Source organism: Bacillus sp. z50 (assembly GCF_058313585.1).
On the sequence record NZ_JBZFQL010000007.1, the window covers coordinates 37,960 to 56,343 of the forward strand.

Genomic DNA, 18,384 nt, shown 5'->3' on the forward strand with positions numbered 1-18,384 from the left:
AAAATGGAGGGATTGTAAATGGCAGCCAATAAAGCAAAAATGATTCTAGAGAAAGATTTTAAAATCGCTGAAATTGATAATCGTATATATGGTTCATTTATTGAACATTTAGGCAGAGCTGTATATGGAGGTATTTATGAGCCTACTCATCCTCAGGCAGATGAAAATGGCTTTAGAAAGGATGTTCTAGAATTAGTAAAAGAACTAAAAGTGCCGTTAGTCCGATATCCTGGAGGGAATTTTGTCTCCGGCTATAATTGGGAGGATGGTGTGGGTCCTAAAGAAAAACGCCCAAACCGCTTAGATCTTGCATGGAGTACTACAGAAACAAATGAAATGGGTACCAATGAATTTATGAAATGGGCTAAATTGGTGAATGCAGATGTAAATATGGCTGTTAATTTAGGTACGAGGGGAATTGATGCAGCTAGAAATTTAGTGGAATATTGCAATCATCCTGGAGGCTCTTATTATAGTGATTTGCGCATCTCGCATGGTGTAAAAGAACCCTATAATATAAAGACATGGTGTCTTGGCAATGAAATGGATGGTCCTTGGCAAATTGGACATAAGACCGCTGCTGAATATGGAAGAATAGCTCAGGAAGCAGCAAAGGTGATGAAGTGGGTAGATCCAAGCATCGAATTGGTAGTATGTGGAAGTTCGCATAGAGCGATGCCTACATTTGCTGATTGGGAAGCAACGGTATTAGATTATACATATGACCATGTTGATTTCATCTCTCTTCATCAGTATTATGGGAATCGAGACAATGACCTATCCAATTATTTAGCTTTATCTTTAGAAATGGATGATTTCATAAAATCAGTTGTCGCCATTGCTGATTATATTAAGGCGAAAAAACGTGGTAAGAAAACTATAAATCTATCTTTTGACGAATGGAACGTTTGGTATCACAGTAATGAGCAGGATAAACAGATTGAACCTTGGAGTATTGCGCCTCCTCAATTAGAGGATATATATACTTTTGAAGATGCGCTCTTAGTTGGATGCATGTTGATTACGTTGCTGAAGCATGCGGATCGAGTTAAAATTGCCTGTCTTGCGCAGTTAGTGAATGTCATTGCGCCGATTATGACAGAAAATAACGGACCTGCTTGGAAGCAAACTATATTCTATCCTTATATGCATACTTCCGTTTATGGACGGGGTATTTCGTTAAATCCGATTATTACTAGTGATAAATACGATAGTAAAGATTTTACGGACGTTCCATATTTAGAGTCTACAGCGGTTTATAATGATGAGGAAGATACATTAACTATTTTTGCGGTTAATCGTCATCTTGAAGAAGTTTTGGAGCTAGAGGTAGATATACGTAATTTTAATGAATATGAAGTAATCGAGCATATTGTTCTAGAAAATGAAAATATTAAACAAACCAATTCAGCACATAAAGAGACAGTAAAACCACATTCCAATGGGAATGCAAAATGTGAGAATGGTAAGGTAATAACCATTCTGCCGAACTTGTCATGGAACGTAATTCGTTTAGCAAAACAGAGATAATTATAAAGTATGGCATATTTTTTTAATATAATAGAAAATATGCCTGCTTATCTAGTATTATTTGAAGCAAGTAAGTACTTTATAGCTGTTCACCAATTGAGTGAGAGTTGTGGATTTAAAACAAGATCGATAGAAGAAAGAAGTATTTCTACATTTTCTCAATTAGACAGCTAATTTTGTTGTATACTTTGTTTATCTATTAGACAAACAAAGTATAAAGTGCTACAATGCTAATTAATACAGGTTGCAGATTAAGAATTTAGAGACTCATATTTTGTAAGCATTTACATAAACGATCTGAAACCTAAAAAATTTGGGAGGCATGCCACAATGGCTTATTTCGAAACTGTTAATAAAATCCAATATGAAGGCGCTTCATCTAAAAATCCTTTAGCATTTAAGTATTATAATCCAGAAGAAATGATAAATGGAAAAACAATGGAAGATATTCTCCGATTCTCAGTTACCTATTGGCACACGTTCACAGCAGATGGAACAGATCCATTTGGTGTTGGTACAGCGATTCGCCCATGGAATAATCTCAAAGGTTTAGATTTAGCAAAAGCCCGTGTGGAAGCGGCATTTGAACTCTTTGAAAAATTAAATGTTCCTTATTTTGCTTTCCATGATGTAGATATCGCTCCAGAAGGAAGCACATTAAAAGAAACAAATGAAAATCAGGATATTATCGTAGCAATGATTCAGGAATACATGAAAACAAGTAAAACAAAGTTGCTTTGGAATACAGCAAATATGTTCACTAATCCTCGTTATGTTCATGGTGCTGCCACTTCTCCGAATGCTGATGTATTTGCCTATTCAGCTGCGAAAGTAAAAAAAGGCTTAGAAGTAGCGAAGGAACTTGGCGCTGAAAACTATGTGTTTTGGGGCGGTCGTGAAGGCTACGAAACACTCCTAAATACGGACATGAAGCTTGAACAAGATAACTTGGCTCGCTTCTTCCATATGGCAGTTGACTATGCGAAAGAAATCGGTTTGAATGTTCCTTTCTTGATTGAGCCAAAACCTAAAGAACCTACAAAACACCAATATGATTTTGATGTGGCGACTAGTATGGCTTTCTTGCAAAAATATGATCTGACAGATTATTTCAAGTTCAATATTGAAGCTAACCATGCAACTCTTGCTGGCCATACATTTGAGCATGAGTTAAGAACAGCTCGTATCAATGGAATGCTTGGATCAGTGGATGCAAACCAGGGGGATACACTCCTTGGATGGGATACAGATGAATTTCCGACTGATCTTTATTCTAATACATTAGCAATGTATGAAATATTGAAAAATGGAGGTTTAGGCAAAGGTGGTTTAAACTTCGATGCAAAAGTACGACGGGGTTCATTTGAGCCAGAGGATCTTTTTCATGCCCACATCGCTGGTATGGATGCATTTGCTATTGGATTAAAGGTAGCAAACAAGCTTATTGAAGATAAAGCTTTAGATAGCTTTGTTGAGGAACGCTATAGCAGCTATCAAGAAGGCGTTGGCTTAGATATCGTTGAGGGCAGAACCAACTTCCGTGAATTAGAAAAGTATGCTCTTCAATTAACTGAGATTAAGAACACATCTGGAAGAACAGAGCGCCTGAAAGCCATCATCAACCAATATTTATTAGAAACACTATCAAGCGTACACGTTTAATCTATTAATCTTACAAAGTGCTGGAAGCCTTTCCTCCAGCACTTTTTTTAGAAAAGGATGATAAGGATGAAATATGTTATTGGTGTAGACCTCGGAACAAGTGCAGTGAAAATCTTACTGGTGAATCAGCGTGGAGACGTATGTATGGAAGTAGCAAAGTCATATCCGCTTATTATTGAAAAATCTAGTTACAGTGAACAAAACCCGGAAGAATGGGTTGAAAAAACAACAGCAGGAATAGCGGAATTAATTCACCAGTTCGATGGAGATGTAAATGATATCGAGGGGATCAGTTTCTCGGGTCAGATGCATGGTTTAGTTTTATTAGATGAAGATAATCAAGTCTTAAGAAATGCAATTTTATGGAATGACACGAGAACTACAAGGCAATGTCAGGAAATATACGATGTTATGGGGAGTAAACGTTTATTAGAAGTAACGAAAAACCCTGCATTAGAAGGCTTTACCCTGCCTAAAATTCTCTGGGTAAAAGAAAATGAACCAGACATTTTCAAACGTGCCAGATTATTTGTGCTCCCAAAGGATTATTTACGCTACCGTCTAACTGGAAATATCCATATGGACTACTCCGATGCTGCAGGAACGCTATTACTGAATGTGGCGGAACGGGAATGGAGCCAGGAAGTATTGGCGGCATTTGGTCTATCCTCTGATTTTTGCCCACCATTAGTGGAATCACATGATTTCGTAGGTACAGTAACAGCTGAATTTGCCCAAAAAACAGGATTGACTGAAGCGGTAAAAGTGTTTGCAGGCGGAGCTGATAATGCATGCGGTGCGATTGGTTCCGGAATTTTAACACCAGGAAAAACGTTAGCAAGCATTGGTACCTCTGGTGTCGTACTATCTTATGAAGAAAGAAATGACCAAGATTTTAATGGGAAAGTTCACTATTTTAATCATGGTGAAGAAAATGCTTACTATACAATGGGTGTGACGCTTGCGGCTGGCTATAGCTTAAGCTGGTTTAAGGAAACGTTCGCGAAGCAAGAAGATTTTGATCAATTTTTGGCTGGAGTGGAAGAAGTACCTGCAGGCAGCAATGGTCTATTATTTACGCCATATATTGTCGGTGAAAGAACACCACACGCAGATGCCACTATTCGCGGTAGCTTTATTGGCGTTGATGCATCTCATGATCGGAAATATTTTGCCCGTGCGGTTCTGGAAGGGATAACGTTCTCTCTAAACGAATCAATTGAAATTTTCAGGGAAAATGGTAAGACGATTAATTCAATAATCTCTATTGGCGGCGGTGCCAAAAATGACACATGGCTGCAGATGCAAGCGGATATTTTCAATACGAAAATTGAAAGACTGACAAGCGAGCAAGGTCCAGGAATGGGAGCGGCGATGCTTGCAGCGTATGGATGCGGTTGGTTTGCTTCATTAAACGAATGTGCCAATCATTTTATTCAAGTTGCAAAATCCTATGATCCGATTCAAGAAAATGTCGAGACGTATAAGCGATTATTTAAGGTATATCAACAGGTATATACTCAAACGAAGGGGCTTAATGAGCAACTTGAAGAATATAGAAAATAATTAATGGTAATGGTGTTATTTGGGTTTTGAAGTGCCAAAGGTGATGTTGTAATCCTTTTCTAACTGCTAGTAAAAAGTAAATAATATTCGTAAAATAAGTCGGACTATTAAATCTGACTTATTTTTTTGATTAATAGGTCAGATTTTTTTGTAATGAGAGAGAAAGTTCTAACCGTTATTAAATTTTTATAGGTCCCTCAATATTCTGTTAATGAGAGAAATAAATGAGTTCGATTATATTCCACGTGTACTTGTGGAATACTTTTTATATGGTTTTAGCAGTTTATTAGGAGGATCTTGATGGATGAACTAAAAAAGGAAAGTCATCAATTGGAGAAAATAAGTCCGTTTGAGTTAAAAGATAAGCTCATTGATCTTGCAAAAGGAAAAATGAGAATCACTAGAACTATGCTGGATGCAGGACGGGGGAATCCTAATTGGATTGCAGCGACACCTCGAGAAGCGTTTTTTGCTTTAGGGCAATTCGCTGTTACAGAATCGAGGCAAGTATGGGATGATGGCAATTTAGCGGGGATGCCAAGTCGGATAGGAATTGCAGAACGTTTTAATAAATATGTTGAGGCCAATCAGCAAATTCCAGGAATTCATTTGCTGAAAGAAATTATTCAATACGGTATCAAAAATAAACAGTTTGAGCCAGATACATGGGTCTATGAATTAGTAGATGGAATTATTGGTGATAATTACCCGATTCCGGATCGAATGCTTGTTAGAACTGAACAGGTTGTACATGATTTTTTAATTAAAGAGCTATGTAATGGTGATTCGTCGGCTGGTCCGTTTGATTTATTTGCTGTTGAAGGAGCAACGGCAGCGATGTGTTATATATTTGATACGTTATTTAAAAATTATTTGCTGCCCAAAGGATCTAAGATTGCGGTGATGGTTCCAATTTTTCCGCCTTATATAGAGATTCCAGAGCTTCCTAACAATGATTACGAACTTGTGAAAATTGAAGCAACCGAATTAAACAATGAAGGACAGCATACATGGCAATACCCTGATGAAGAAATAGAAAAATTAAAAGATACGGACATTAAAGCACTTTTTTTAGTAAATCCGAGCAATCCGCCTTCAGTTTCTTTGGAAAAGAAATCCACAGAAAAAATCATACAAATCGTGAAACAAGATAATCCAAATCTTATGATAATTTCAGATGATGTATATGGTACTTTTGTTGAAGGGTTCCGTTCCTTAATGGTGGATTTACCATTCAATACAATTGGGGTCTATTCATTTTCTAAATATTTTGGTGTGACAGGCTGGCGATTAGGGACGATTTCCATAAATCGATCCAATGTCTTTGATAAATTAGTCGATGATTTACCAGAAGAAACGAAGGAGGTTCTACATAAAAGATACGCTTCGCTTACACGGAATCCAGAAAGTCTTACGTTTATCGATCGAATAGTTGCAGATAGCAGAGCCGTTGCGATGAATCACACAGCTGGATTATCGACACCGCAACAAGTACAAATGGCTTTATTTTCGATTTTTGCAATGCTCGATACCAATAATGAATACAAGAAAAAAACTATGGACATTTTACACCGGAGGATGAATTTATTATACAAAGGTCTCGGTTTACCTAAGAAACATTTGCCTAATGATGCAGATTATTATACAGAAATCGATTTGGAAATCTGGTGTAATCATCACTTTGATAAAGGGTTCACCGATTACCTGAAAAAGAATTATAACCCGGTTGATATTTTATATCGCCTAGCAGAAAACTCATCGATTGTATTATTAAGCGGCGAAGGATTTTCAGCACCAGTATGGTCCATTCGTGTATCTCTTGCTAATCTAAATGATGAAGACTACTTACAAATTGGCCAAGAACTAAAAAATGTACTAGAAAATTATGTGATGGAATGGAAAAAGAAAATGGGCCATATTTAAATTTAAGTGCCTAAATCTCAGGGATTTCAGGTTCCATTAGCTGGAATTTAATTATTCCTATATAATAACAGTCAAAGCCTTGCTACGATATTTATGTAGCAAGGCTTTTTAAGTTCTTTATTATACTGTTATCTCATAGCTTATCTCCTCTATTGATAATAACCATATTTTACTCCTTTACCAGATTAAAATGTTGAAGTATAGTTGTACGTGTTATTTACAATGTTAAAAGATGACTATATAATTAGAAATTATTGTAGAATAACTAAAATGTTAGAATAGGAGAGTAGTAATGGAACTATTAGGGATCTTGATTATAATAATAGGATTTGCACTAAAGTTAGATACCATTGCAGTAGTTGTTGTAGCAGGTATTTCGACTGGACTTGTGGCAAACATGAATATCGTAGATATACTTAATACACTTGGAGAAGCATTTGTATCAAATAGAGTAACTTGTTTATTTTTGATTACCATTCCTGTTATAGGGTTGAGTGAAAGATACGGATTAAAAGCCAAGGCAGTTATGCTTATTAAAAAAGCAAGCAGTTTATCAGTAGGAAAATTACTGAGTGGTTATACGTTTATAAGAGAAGTAACGATTGGTATGGGCGTAACACTTGGTGGACACCCACAATTTGTTAGACCTTTAGTAAGCCCAATGGCAGAAGGTGCAGCCGTTGCTAAATACGGAGATAAGGTCGACGAAAAAGATATTGAAAAAATAAAATCATACTCAGCAGCATCTGATAATATCGGTAATTTCTTTGCGCAAAATGTATTCATCGCAAATTCTGGTGTACTTTTAATTGCATCTACACTGGAAGGGCTAGGCATGCAGGTAGATACACTTGAAGTAGCGAAAGTTTCAGTACCAGTTGCCGTTATTGCATTCATATTCTGGACTGCTCAAAATTTATTATTCGATAGAAAAATGACGCAAAAATATTCTAGTAAAAATGGAGAAGGACGAGGTGAACAATAATGGATATAACACAAATCTCTAATCTTTTATTAGAACTCTTTTATATTATAATCGGTTTATTCATGGGAGTTACCATGGTATTTACTTTAAAGGATAAAAACCACAAAACAAGAATCGGTACAGCTATGTTTTGGGGAATACTAGCCGTAATTTTCATACTTGGAAACTATATTCCAAGTACGATAGTAGGTATTTTAGTAGTTGTTATCGCTGTATTATCGGCAACTAAGCAAATAAATATTGGAACGTTAAAACAATTAGATGAGACATTCGCTAACTTAAAAGCAGAAAAATTAGGCTTGAAAATTTTCATCCCATCACTGTCTATCGCAGTTATAGCCATGCTTGTGGCTCAATTTACAAGTTTCCCTGGAACGGTAGCGATTGGTATAGCATCCACCATAGCATTAGTATTAACGTTTATATTAACTAAAGCTACTTCTAAAGAGCTATTAGAGGATACCAATAGAATGTATCAATCAATTGGAGCATTTGCGATTCTGCCTCAATTATTAGCTTCATTAGGCGTATTATTTACGACAGCGGGTGTAGGCGATAAGATTGCATCTATTATTTCAAATGTGATCCCAACAGGTAATGCATTGGTAGGTGTAGCAACTTATTGTGTAGGTATGGCTTTATTTACAGCTATCATGGGTAATGCATTTGCCGCATTTGCTGTAATAACGGCTGGAATCGGTGTACCGTTTGTATTTGCTATAGGCGGAGACCCTCTTATCTGTGGAACTCTGGCATTAACAGCTGGATACTGTGGAACATTAATTACACCTATGGCTGCGAACTTCAATATGTTACCAGCTGCATTGCTTGAACTTAAAGATAAGAATTCAGTCATAAAGGCACAAGCTCCAATCGCTTTAACATTATTAGTTGTTCATATATTTATGATGTATATTTGGGGATTTTAAGATAAAAAACTTACAATAGGAGAATAAATTATGAAAGTATTAATAACTGGATTTGATGCATTCGGAGGAGAGCCAGTAAACCCAGCTGAAGAAGCTGTTAAAATGGTAAACAACAAAATCGCAGGAGCAGAGGTTATTAAGGTCATTATACCGACAGTTCAAAATAAATCTGTTGAAGCAATAGAGAATGCAATAGAACAGCACAAGCCGGATATTGTCATATCAGTAGGGCAGGCAGGAGGAAGATTTGATATAACTCCTGAAAGAGTTGCTATTAACCTGGATGATTATAGAATTAAAGATAACGAAGGTAATCAACCAATTGATGCAGTTATCCAACCGGATGGTCAACCTGCTTATTTCTCAAACTTACCTGTCAAAGCTATGGTTAAACATATGAGTGAAAATGGAATCCCGGCAACGTTATCAAATACAGCCGGAACATTTGTATGTAACCATGTAATGTACGGAATTCTTTACATGATTGATAAGAAGTATCCAAATATAAAAGGTGGATTTATTCACATCCCTTATATGACTTCTCAAGTGATGGATAAGAAAAATACTCCGTTTATGTCGTTAAATGATATTGTAAAGGGCTTGGAACTGGCTATTGAAGCTTGTGTTATCTATGACGAAGATATAAAAGCAATCGGCGGAGAGATTTGTTAATGAGTCGGATCAATCTTTTTGTTTATGGAAGCTTACGGGAAGGGTTTTTCAATTATAATAAGTATTTAGCTAATAAGGTCATTGAGAAAAAAGAAGCCAAATTAGAAAATATGAAATTATATCATATGCCGTATAAAGGTTATCCTGCTATTACATTTGGTGAAGATGTAGTATGGGGAGAAATCATGGTCATAAAAGAAGATTGTTACGAGGATACAATGAAGGCAATGGATGAGATGGAGGGATACATTAGTGAAAATAATCCCGAAAATGAATACCATAAAGTAGTGCTGGAAGTAGAAAATCTTCATACCCATCAAAAAGAAAAATGTTTTGTTTATTTCTATAACAAAGACAAAGATTCAATTTTTGAGAGTAGTACCATTTATATTCCGCATGGTGATTGGAAAGAATACATGATAAGTGGAAATTTACAAAAAGAGCTTTCTCCAAATAAGAATATTTTAATCGGGATGGCTAAAGAAGAAATGCGAGAAAGCTATGTTTATAGCTGAGCTTTCTAATGAAATCCGAGTATTAAACAGCTGTGTAAAAGCAGCTGTTTTTCTTTTTTTGTTTTTTGATCTGGAATTAAAGAATTTCACCTAACCCTATCTCTTGGTAAGGTGTTGAAAACTAGCATTTTTCATTAGGTCAGGAGGTATTATTGTCCTCCATAAATCCTTTATTTTTATGATATAAAATAACGGTGAGCAGGATAATACTGGCTGCTATCCAGATGGCTGTGTTCCCCATATGAATACTGGAATAGGTCCCAACTAATGCACCAAAAATAAAGGAGAGTATAATGGCGGAAAACCCTTTAAATTTTTTTTTTGATTCTGAATCACGATCTATAAAGGCGCCGTAAAAAGCTGAAGAGGCAGTTCGCAGATTTCCGGTTGTGATGGTTGAATTGTAGCTCCAATTTTCCAATTTGTTAAAGGTAGCGATTTGCAGGGAGGATACAAAGGCAATGCTCATAGTGACAATCATATTCGGTACACTTCCTGGTAACCAACCGACAATAAATAAAATGACACACTCCAGTATTAAAACTGCTCGTCTATGCATATCGTGTTTGTCTTTGATGTATTCGGCTGTTAACACGCCGGCAATAAAAGCTAAAAAAGGCGGTACATTCTGAATGGCTGCACCGTATTTTGTGCTGGCTGCTCTCACCGCAAATAAAACGGTATTTCCTGTTTGTGCAGTTGCAAAAACTCCGTCCCTTGTAACGTATGTATAAGCATCTAAAAACCCACCTACTAATGCCAGGATCATTCCCATAACTAAGGAATTAGCTGATAATGAAAGAAATTTTCTTATTCTATGTTCCATATATATCTCCTTACGACCAGCCCATTTTTAGCAAAAAGGAAGAGAACGTGGCTTTTATGAAAATGATTCCACATACCTACTTAGATTATTCAAAAAATCTTGAATGTCATTATCCGAAAAATAAGTGGATGAGGAAACGGATGCGATTTTTTTTTTTGCATTTTAGATGGACGGAGAAGCTAACTGCTACTAAAGAATGTAAATGATTTATTACGCACTATTAGACCGTTTGCTCGAGGAAGAGGGGAGATGAAATAGAGGGAGTTATCTTTGCAAAGAATGAAGAACCTCCATTAGTAACTAGAGGTTCTTCATTCTTTTTAGGCTTTAATTTTCTTTACATTCATTTCTTTTAGAGAAACAACTTTTGTTTTCTTACTATATTTATATCCAAACCACAAAATTAGAAATAGCGGAAGACTGATATAGGATACTAATAAACCGTACCAATCTATAGTACCGCCAAATAAGGCATCGGTATTTTGGCCAAGTATGATCAGGGTACATAGTGTGGCAGCAGCGAGCGGTGCGAACGGGAACCATTTTGCTTTATAAGGAAGATCATTTACATCATATCCCTGAGCCACATATGCTCTGCGAAAACGATAGTGGCTAATGGCGATGCCAAGCCAGGCAATAAACCCAGATAAACCGGCTGCATTAATGAGCCAGACATAAACCACACCATCTCCAAAAAATGAACTTAAAAATGCCAGACAGCCAACCAGGCCAGTAGCAATTAAGGCATTGATGGGTACACCTTTTTTGCTCAATTTTCCAAGGAATTTTGGAGCATGTCCTCTTTCTGCTAAGTTCCATAGCATTCGGGCTGCTGCATACATTCCTGAGTTACCTGCTGAAAGAATGGCGGTCAGGATGATTGCGTTCATAACAGATGCAGCAAAGGCAATGCCAGCGCGCTCAAATAGAAGAGTGAAAGGACTTTTTACGACACTATCGGTAGCAGCAAGGTCCGGAGTAGTATAGGGAATCACTAAACCGATGATTAAGATAGAAAGAATAAAGAAAATTAAAATCCTCCAAAAAACTGAATTTACAGCTTTAGGAATAGTTTTTGCTGGTTCCTTACTTTCTCCGGCCGTAATCCCAATAAGCTCTGTCCCTTGAAATGAAAAACCAACGACCATAAAGACTCCTAATATAGCCATGATTCCTCCATTAAAAGGTGCATCATCAACTGTGAAATTCTTGAATCCAATGGCTTCTCCGCCCATAATTCCAAATATCATCAAGACACCTGTACCAATAAAAACAATAATGGCAATTACTTTTATTAATGAGAACCAATATTCTGACTCTCCGAAGCTTTTAACAGAGAGAGCGTTTAGTAGAAAAATAATGAGAAGAAATAATCCACTCCATAATGCTGAAGGGCTATCAGGAAACCAAAACTTCATTATTAACACAATCGCTGATAGCTCTGCTGCAATCGTGACTGCCCAACTATACCAGTAATTCCAGCCAAGTGCGAAGCCAAAGGCAGGATCGACGAACTTTTCTCCATAGATACTGAATGATCCCGCAACGGGCATATGTGCGGCCATCTCTCCCAGACTTGTCATTAAAAAATATACCATTATACCAACAATTGCGAAGGCAACAAGGGCACCGCCAGGACCGGCAGCATGAACTGTATTTCCACTAGCCAGAAATAATCCCGTACCAATCGTTCCGCCGAGAGAAATCATTGTTAAATGCCTGGTTTTTAAATCTCTTTTTAATTTTCTTTTCTTTTTACGTTTATATATAGGTGATGTTTCTTTAATGGCAGGTTCCATTATTATGCCTCTTTCCTTCTTTATGTCATTTATTAATTAGTAGTGTTATATACCAATTTAGCAAGCAAGCTTAAACATTTTTGTTAACAATCTAATTTTTTAGAAAAAACAGTAAAGTATAATTTGGGAATAATAAAAATAGCGTGGGCAATGAGAAAAGAGCCTCTCTTCTTTACAGAGAAAGGCTCTTTAAAACAGAGGGTAAGCTATTTATTTATGAGATTCGAGGTTTAGCGTTCCATCAATAATTTTATAAACTTTATCACAATAATCTATTAGTCTTGTATCGTGTGTGACCACAATGGTTGTTTTACCATGATTGGTAGTAGCATTTTTCAACATTTCCATTACCTCAAAGGCGCGGTCAGAATCGAGGGAGGCGGTTGGTTCATCAGCAAGAATGATACTAGGATCTGTATATAATGCTTTTGCTAATGCAACACGTTGGCGCTCACCACCCGATAAATCTGATGGGAAACTGGTAAGCAAATCCTCAATTCCAAGTGCCCTGTAAAGGCTTTGAATTTGAGTATTATCCATATTATCCTTCTTTACTTTATCCAGTAAATGCATTTGCTGATTTACTGTAAGAAAGGGTACAAGGTTAGAGGCTTGCAAAACAAAGCCTATTTCTTTTAAACGAATGGATGCTCGCTCTTTTTCCTTTAGGTTAGTCAGGTTTTGATCATTTACAATCACTTCACCGTTGCTTGGTGCTTGAAGACCGCCCGCAATGGTTAGAAAAGTACTTTTTCCAGAACCGGAAGGACCGATAACGGCAATTAATTCTCCTGAATCTGCCGAAAAGTTAGTAGTTTTTAATGCTTCGATTTCTGTACGGCCGGACATGAAAACTTTGTTGACCTCTTTTAATTCAAGTAATGCCATTATGTTAACCTCCTATCGCGTCTAAAGGATCGATTTTGACAATAGTCTGTACAGAGAATAGCGCTCCAAGTATAGATACAATAACCAGGACAGCAGCGTATATCAGCATATCCATATAGTTAAAGGCAACAGGAACAGCTGCTGGTAAGAAATATCCGGTTATAAGAGTTAGGGTGAAACCAACAATAACTCCTGCTAAGGATAGGATAAATGTTTGGGCAATCACCGATTTGGACAAATAGCTGTTGGAAATTCCCTGTGCTTTCATAACTCCGAAAATACTGATTTTTTGAATGGTTAATACATAAAGGAATATCGCCAGGATGACGGCAGATATGATAAATAGAAAATAGATCATAAAGGTTAATGTCAAGTTTTGTTCGGAATATCCGGGCATGTTTTCAATAAATGTTTGTGTTGAAACAACACTAAGTGAATCGTCGACAGCGACGCTTTCTAAGTTATCTGTACGAATGACATAACCATTAATTTGATCATCTTTTTGCTCTGCTGCATCACCAAAACGAACTTCCTGTATCGTTTCCAGTGATCCATACAATACTGGTGCAGCATTAAATTTTGCATCCTCAGTGAATCCGGTAATCGTAAGAGTGATGTCCGTAGAAGAAAGGCTCAATTCATCGCCCATTTTAAACCCTTCATCTTTGAGAGAATCATCGGCTATTACTTCCCCCGTTTTACTAAAAGCCTTCCCTTCACTTATATCAGGCATAATAAATTCATCTTCATTGATGCCAAAAAGAGAGACATTTGCTTTTATATCATCTGTTTTTGCGATGGAGTTTACTTGAGACAAAATGGCGTATTCATCTGTACCGTCCCCCTCAAAATCGCCGATTGCCAAAGTTGATTGCGGGAGATTTATATCTGATTCATCCGTCAGTATGACTCCATCTGCCTCCCATTTATCAACGGCTTCTTTATTTAGGTTTTCAAGCCCATTAGCTAATCCGGATAAAAAGAATACTAGGTAGGAAACGAGTGTTAAAACACCGACAATTAATAAAAAGCGAAGTTTATTATTCTTTATTTCATTCCAGGCTAAAAACATGTACCCCATCCTCACATTATTTGTATTTAAAATATAATTAATATATAGATAATGTATAAGAAAAATATAATAATAGCAAATAATTGAATTTGAGGTAACTTTAATTATGAAAAGAAAAATGCCCCAACAGGAATTGGGGCATGAAGTAAGTATTTAATTTTTATAATCATTAATCTGACTCATGATGTTCAGCCAGTCTTTGTCAAACGGAGATACATCCCAGCGAGGTTCTTGTTTTTTGCTTTCTTTAATTCCTAAACCGCCGATGATGAATTTTAACTTTGGATTTTGCTTATAAAGAATATCTATATATTTTTGGGCCTTCAGTTCGTGTTCATCACTGGAGATAGAAATGGCCACTATCTCAATATCTTTTTCCTTAATCAACTCATCCAACCCATCAAGTGGTGTATCGGCGCCTATATAATAGACTGGATAATGCTGCTCTTTTAAAAAGAGAGTAAAGAGGATTAATCCAAGTTGATGATGCTCCCCTTCCGGACAAATGGCAATCACTTTGGGTAGAATGGGGGATGAATGGAAAATCGTAAAAAAATTAATGGCACGCTGAAGCACAATATTACTGATCATATGCTCCTTAATAACAGACAACTCTCCCTTTTCCCAAGCATCTCCAACTTTATACATAAGTGGGACGACAATTGAATAAAAGACCGTTTTATAATGAAATTGAGAAAAATATAAATCAAAGAGCTGATTGCATCTCTCGGAATCAAAATGTAGCGTTGCTTCAAATAATTCATTAATTTGCGCTTCAAATGAATGATTAATCGTGTTGTCGATTAATTGCTCCTTTTCAATTTCACCTTTGTGGATTTTCAGAAGCTGAACTGCCTGGCTGACGCTCATCTTATGATCCTGAACCTGTTTTTTGAGCCATTTTAAATCATTTACATTTTCTTCTGTATATACTCTATGACCCGATTCAGTACGTTTCGGAGTAATAGCATGATAACGGGTTTCCCATGATCGAATAGTAACAGTTGGCATATCTAATAATTTAGAAACAGCATTAATCTTATACATAAAATAACCTTTCTTTTACAAGTACTATAAATTCTCTATATTTTAACTGTATATTAAGTTTATAAAAGAATGCAATTCCTGGGTTACTATTTAGTTTTGGATTTTGTTAGGTTTAGGAAAAAAGAGTTACTTTAGTGGGGTAGTTTTTTTAAATGGAAGAGTTATGGATTGAGGTAATTCAATATTATAATAGAGGTAGTGTTGAAATTAATAGAAAACATACAAAGATAGTTCAGCCATTCCTTTATAACATAATCCCTGAACATTTTTTTAAGAGATGAACTACCAATAATATATGCACTCTAAAAAGAAAATTATGATTTGTGGATGATTTTAAGGAATATTAAAAAAAGTAGGCATTTCATACATAAAAGAGAACCCAGTCAAGAGACTGGGTTTCTTCAGTTTTAATATAATTTAAGGCAGTCTAGTTTCTTGGTTCTTTAGGCGATTTTGTTGATCCGGTTTACGGCCTTTATCAATTGCGTTTTCTGGCTTCTTCTGACTGTTTTGAACTTTTCTTTCGAGTTCTCGTAATCCTTCAGTGTTATTTTTGTCTGTCATATTGTCGCCTCCTAACGTGTTGGTTATATTTTTCATTCCTGTATTCTTGAGCTGAAAACATCTTTATCCAGCTAGCGTATTTAATATTTTACTGATTATCCCTATAGATTTAAGTGAATTTATAGGATAACAGTTAGCAGATTTTAAAATAAAAAAATATATGTACATATTTTCCAGTAGGGGTTAAACTATATTCAGAATATTTTAATCTTTCAATCAAATCACCGTTTCATATCTTTATCTATAAGAAAAATAGGGGGCATGTGTAATGAAAAAGAAGAAACTAGCTGGTATTATTCTTTCATTATCATTAGGTATGGGTGTTTTGGCCGGCTGCGGTGGAGAGAAATCAGGCGGCGGAGAAAAAGGAGATACGATTAAAATTGGAGCCAACCTTGAGTTAACTGGCGGTGGGGCATCCTATGGTCAATCCATTGTGGAAGGGATGGATCTGGCACTTGAAGAAATAAACAAAGAAGGTGTCGGTGGCAAAAAACTGAAAATAGTAAAATATGATAACAAGTCAGATGCAGCAGAAGCAACGACCGGAGCAATCAAGCTTGCCAGCCAGGATAAGGTGGATGTCATGATTGGTGCGGCGACAAGTACAAATACATTGGCGCAGGTCCAGGTTGCCAATGATAACAAAGTTCCATTAATTACACCTACAGGGACGAACGAAACGATTACTTCGAAGGATGGCAAGGTTAATGAATATGTTTTTAGAACGTGTTTCATTGATCCGTTCCAGGGAACAGTTGCAGCGAATTTTGCTCAGCAGGAATTAGATGCAAAAACAGCTGCTATCTATATTGATAGCTCCAGTGACTATTCCAAGGGGCTAGCTGCAGCATTTAAAGATGCATTTACAAAAGCAGGCGGTCAAATTGTAGCAGAAGAAGCATTCCTGCAAAAAGATACCGATTTCCAATCAACATTGACAAGAATCAAAAAAGCAAATCCGGACTTTGTTTTTGTTCCAGCATTCTATGAAGAAGTTGGATTAATTTTAAAACAAGCACGTGAGTCAGGAATTGAAGTTCCAGTTATGGGAGGAGACGGTTGGGATTCTCCTAAGTTACTAGAAATTGCCGGTAAGGAAGCGCTGAATAATACCTTTATCACGAACCATTATTCTGCTGGAGATCCGGACAAAAAAATCCAGGATTTTGTATCGGCATTTAAAAAGAAATATAAAGATAAATCACCGGACGCCTTTGCAGCACTTGGTTATGACACAGCCTACTTCATTGCAGATTCGATAAAACGCGCAGGAGATGACGCAACACCGGAAAAAATTAAAGATGCACTTGCTGAAACAAAAGATTTACAGCTTGTATCGGGGAATTTAACGATGGATAAAAATCATAATCCGGTTAAATCTGCGGCCATTTTAAAATATGAAAATGGTGAGCAAGTTTTTGAAACAAAGGTAAATCCATAAGAATGAGGAATAGGAAGCTTTGTGATAAAGCTTCCTATTTTTGAAATAATGACCGAGGGGAGTCTAAGGTTATGGAATTTATTCAGCAACTTGTAAATGGGATATCACTTGGCAGTATTTACGCGTTAATAGCGCTCGGTTATACGATGGTGTATGGAATTGTAAAATTGATTAATTTTGCACATGGCGATGTATTTATGGTTGGAGCCTTCATCGGCTTTTATGCGATTACGTTTATGGAATTATCTTTTTTTCCCGCACTGCTTCTTGCCATGGTTGCCTGTGCTATCTTTGGAGTTTTGATTGAACGGATTGCGTACAAGCCTCTGCGTAATGCGACTCGTATTGCGGCACTCATTACGGCCATTGGGGTTTCCTTATTAATCGAAAACGGGATGATCCAAATCAGGGGAGCGCAGCCTGAAGCATATCCAAATAATGTTCTGCCAGCAGATTCAATAGATATCTTTGGTGTTACGATAAAAAGTCAATCGCTGATGATTTTGGGTGTTTCACTCTTCTTGATGATCGTTCTGCAATTTGTTGTTCATAAAACTAAAATTGGCCGGGCGATGCGTGCAGTTTCATTTGATGCAGATGCTGCTAAATTAATGGGAATCAGCGTAAACAATACAATTTCTGCTACGTTCGCAATCGGATCAGCACTTGCGGGAGCAGCGGGTGTTATATTTGGGACCTACTATACAAAAATAGAGCCATTAATGGGAGTAATGCCGGGACTTAAGGCTTTCGTCGCCGCGGTCCTTGGAGGGATTGGCATTATTCCAGGTGCCATGGTAGGCGGTCTGTTGCTTGGTGTAGTAGAGGGGTTGGTAAGTGCCTCCGGTTTATCCTTATGGAGGGATGCAGCTGCATTTGTTGTCCTCATCTTGATATTAATTTTTATGCCGCAGGGCTTGTTCGGAAAAAACAGAAGAGAAAAAGTGTAAGGGAGACATGGC

General features: G+C 36.8%; 16 protein-coding genes. 10 read left to right on the forward strand and 6 right to left on the reverse strand.

The window, feature by feature from the left end:
- The first annotated feature begins 18 nt into the window (after positions 1-18).
- From arfA to AC4G3N_RS17070, 8 genes are all read left to right on the forward strand, one after another.
- Entirely contained in the window at positions 19-1,530 is a 1,512-nt protein-coding gene (arfA, locus tag AC4G3N_RS17035; RefSeq protein WP_491090768.1) for an arabinosylfuranosidase ArfA, read from the forward strand.
- Positions 1,531-1,860: 330 nt separating this feature from the next.
- Positions 1,861-3,192, forward strand: a complete 1,332-nt coding sequence (gene xylA, locus AC4G3N_RS17040) for a xylose isomerase (RefSeq protein ID WP_148631200.1) — start codon at positions 1,861-1,863, stop codon at positions 3,190-3,192.
- Positions 3,193-3,258: 66 nt separating this feature from the next.
- On the forward strand, positions 3,259-4,758 hold the full coding sequence (xylB, locus tag AC4G3N_RS17045; RefSeq protein ID WP_148631198.1) for a xylulokinase: 1,500 nt from the start codon (positions 3,259-3,261) through the stop codon (positions 4,756-4,758).
- Between the two features lie 300 nt (positions 4,759-5,058).
- Entirely contained in the window at positions 5,059-6,681 is a 1,623-nt protein-coding gene (gene aspD / locus AC4G3N_RS17050; protein WP_491090771.1) for an aspartate 4-decarboxylase, read from the forward strand.
- 292 nt (positions 6,682-6,973) lie between these two features.
- Positions 6,974-7,666 carry a DUF969 domain-containing protein gene (locus tag AC4G3N_RS17055; protein ID WP_066102823.1) on the forward strand — a complete coding sequence of 231 codons (693 nt, stop codon included), beginning with the start codon at positions 6,974-6,976 and terminating at the stop codon, positions 7,664-7,666.
- The gene (locus AC4G3N_RS17060) at positions 7,666-8,595 is read left to right on the forward strand and encodes a DUF979 domain-containing protein (protein WP_066102819.1); all 930 of its coding nucleotides are present in this window, start codon (positions 7,666-7,668) and stop codon (positions 8,593-8,595) included. Before AC4G3N_RS17055 ends, AC4G3N_RS17060 begins: the two co-directional genes overlap by 1 nt.
- A gap of 30 nt (positions 8,596-8,625) precedes the next feature.
- Positions 8,626-9,267: a pyroglutamyl-peptidase I gene (gene pcp / locus AC4G3N_RS17065; RefSeq protein ID WP_066102816.1), complete on the forward strand. Its 642-nt coding sequence runs from the start codon at positions 8,626-8,628 to the stop codon at positions 9,265-9,267.
- Positions 9,267-9,782, forward strand: a complete 516-nt coding sequence (locus AC4G3N_RS17070) for a gamma-glutamylcyclotransferase family protein (RefSeq protein ID WP_077247998.1) — start codon at positions 9,267-9,269, stop codon at positions 9,780-9,782. Before pcp ends, AC4G3N_RS17070 begins: the two co-directional genes overlap by 1 nt.
- 139 nt (positions 9,783-9,921) lie before the next feature.
- On the opposite strand, the gene AC4G3N_RS17075 is transcribed toward AC4G3N_RS17070, so the two are convergent.
- From AC4G3N_RS17075 to AC4G3N_RS17100, 6 genes are all read right to left on the reverse strand, one after another.
- Positions 9,922-10,608 (reverse strand): YoaK family protein, encoded by a 687-nt coding sequence (locus tag AC4G3N_RS17075; protein WP_491090774.1) that lies wholly within the window; start codon positions 10,606-10,608, stop codon positions 9,922-9,924.
- A gap of 320 nt (positions 10,609-10,928) precedes the next feature.
- Positions 10,929-12,407: an amino acid permease gene (locus AC4G3N_RS17080; protein ID WP_140462306.1), complete on the reverse strand. Its 1,479-nt coding sequence runs from the start codon at positions 12,405-12,407 to the stop codon at positions 10,929-10,931.
- Positions 12,408-12,617: 210 nt separating this feature from the next.
- Positions 12,618-13,295, reverse strand: a complete 678-nt coding sequence (locus AC4G3N_RS17085) for an ABC transporter ATP-binding protein (protein WP_066102807.1) — start codon at positions 13,293-13,295, stop codon at positions 12,618-12,620.
- Positions 13,296-13,299: 4 nt separating this feature from the next.
- Complete coding sequence (locus AC4G3N_RS17090) at positions 13,300-14,367, reverse strand: ABC transporter permease (RefSeq protein ID WP_491090777.1); 1,068 nt, start codon at positions 14,365-14,367, stop codon at positions 13,300-13,302.
- 153 nt (positions 14,368-14,520) lie between these two features.
- Positions 14,521-15,414, reverse strand: coding sequence for a MerR family transcriptional regulator (locus tag AC4G3N_RS17095; protein WP_140462308.1), 894 nt, complete (start codon positions 15,412-15,414; stop codon positions 14,521-14,523).
- A 417-nt stretch (positions 15,415-15,831) separates the two neighbouring features.
- A complete protein-coding gene (locus tag AC4G3N_RS17100) occupies positions 15,832-15,978 on the reverse strand; it encodes a hypothetical protein (RefSeq protein WP_175354247.1) in 147 nt (48 codons plus the stop codon).
- A gap of 268 nt (positions 15,979-16,246) precedes the next feature.
- Between AC4G3N_RS17100 and AC4G3N_RS17105 the strand changes: the two genes are divergently transcribed.
- Together AC4G3N_RS17105 and AC4G3N_RS17110 are read left to right on the forward strand one after the other, a co-directional pair.
- On the forward strand, positions 16,247-17,422 hold the full coding sequence (locus AC4G3N_RS17105) for an ABC transporter substrate-binding protein (protein ID WP_066102797.1): 1,176 nt from the start codon (positions 16,247-16,249) through the stop codon (positions 17,420-17,422).
- Positions 17,423-17,493: 71 nt separating this feature from the next.
- A complete protein-coding gene (locus AC4G3N_RS17110) occupies positions 17,494-18,372 on the forward strand; it encodes a branched-chain amino acid ABC transporter permease (protein WP_066102795.1) in 879 nt (292 codons plus the stop codon).
- Positions 18,373-18,384 lie beyond the last annotated feature (12 nt).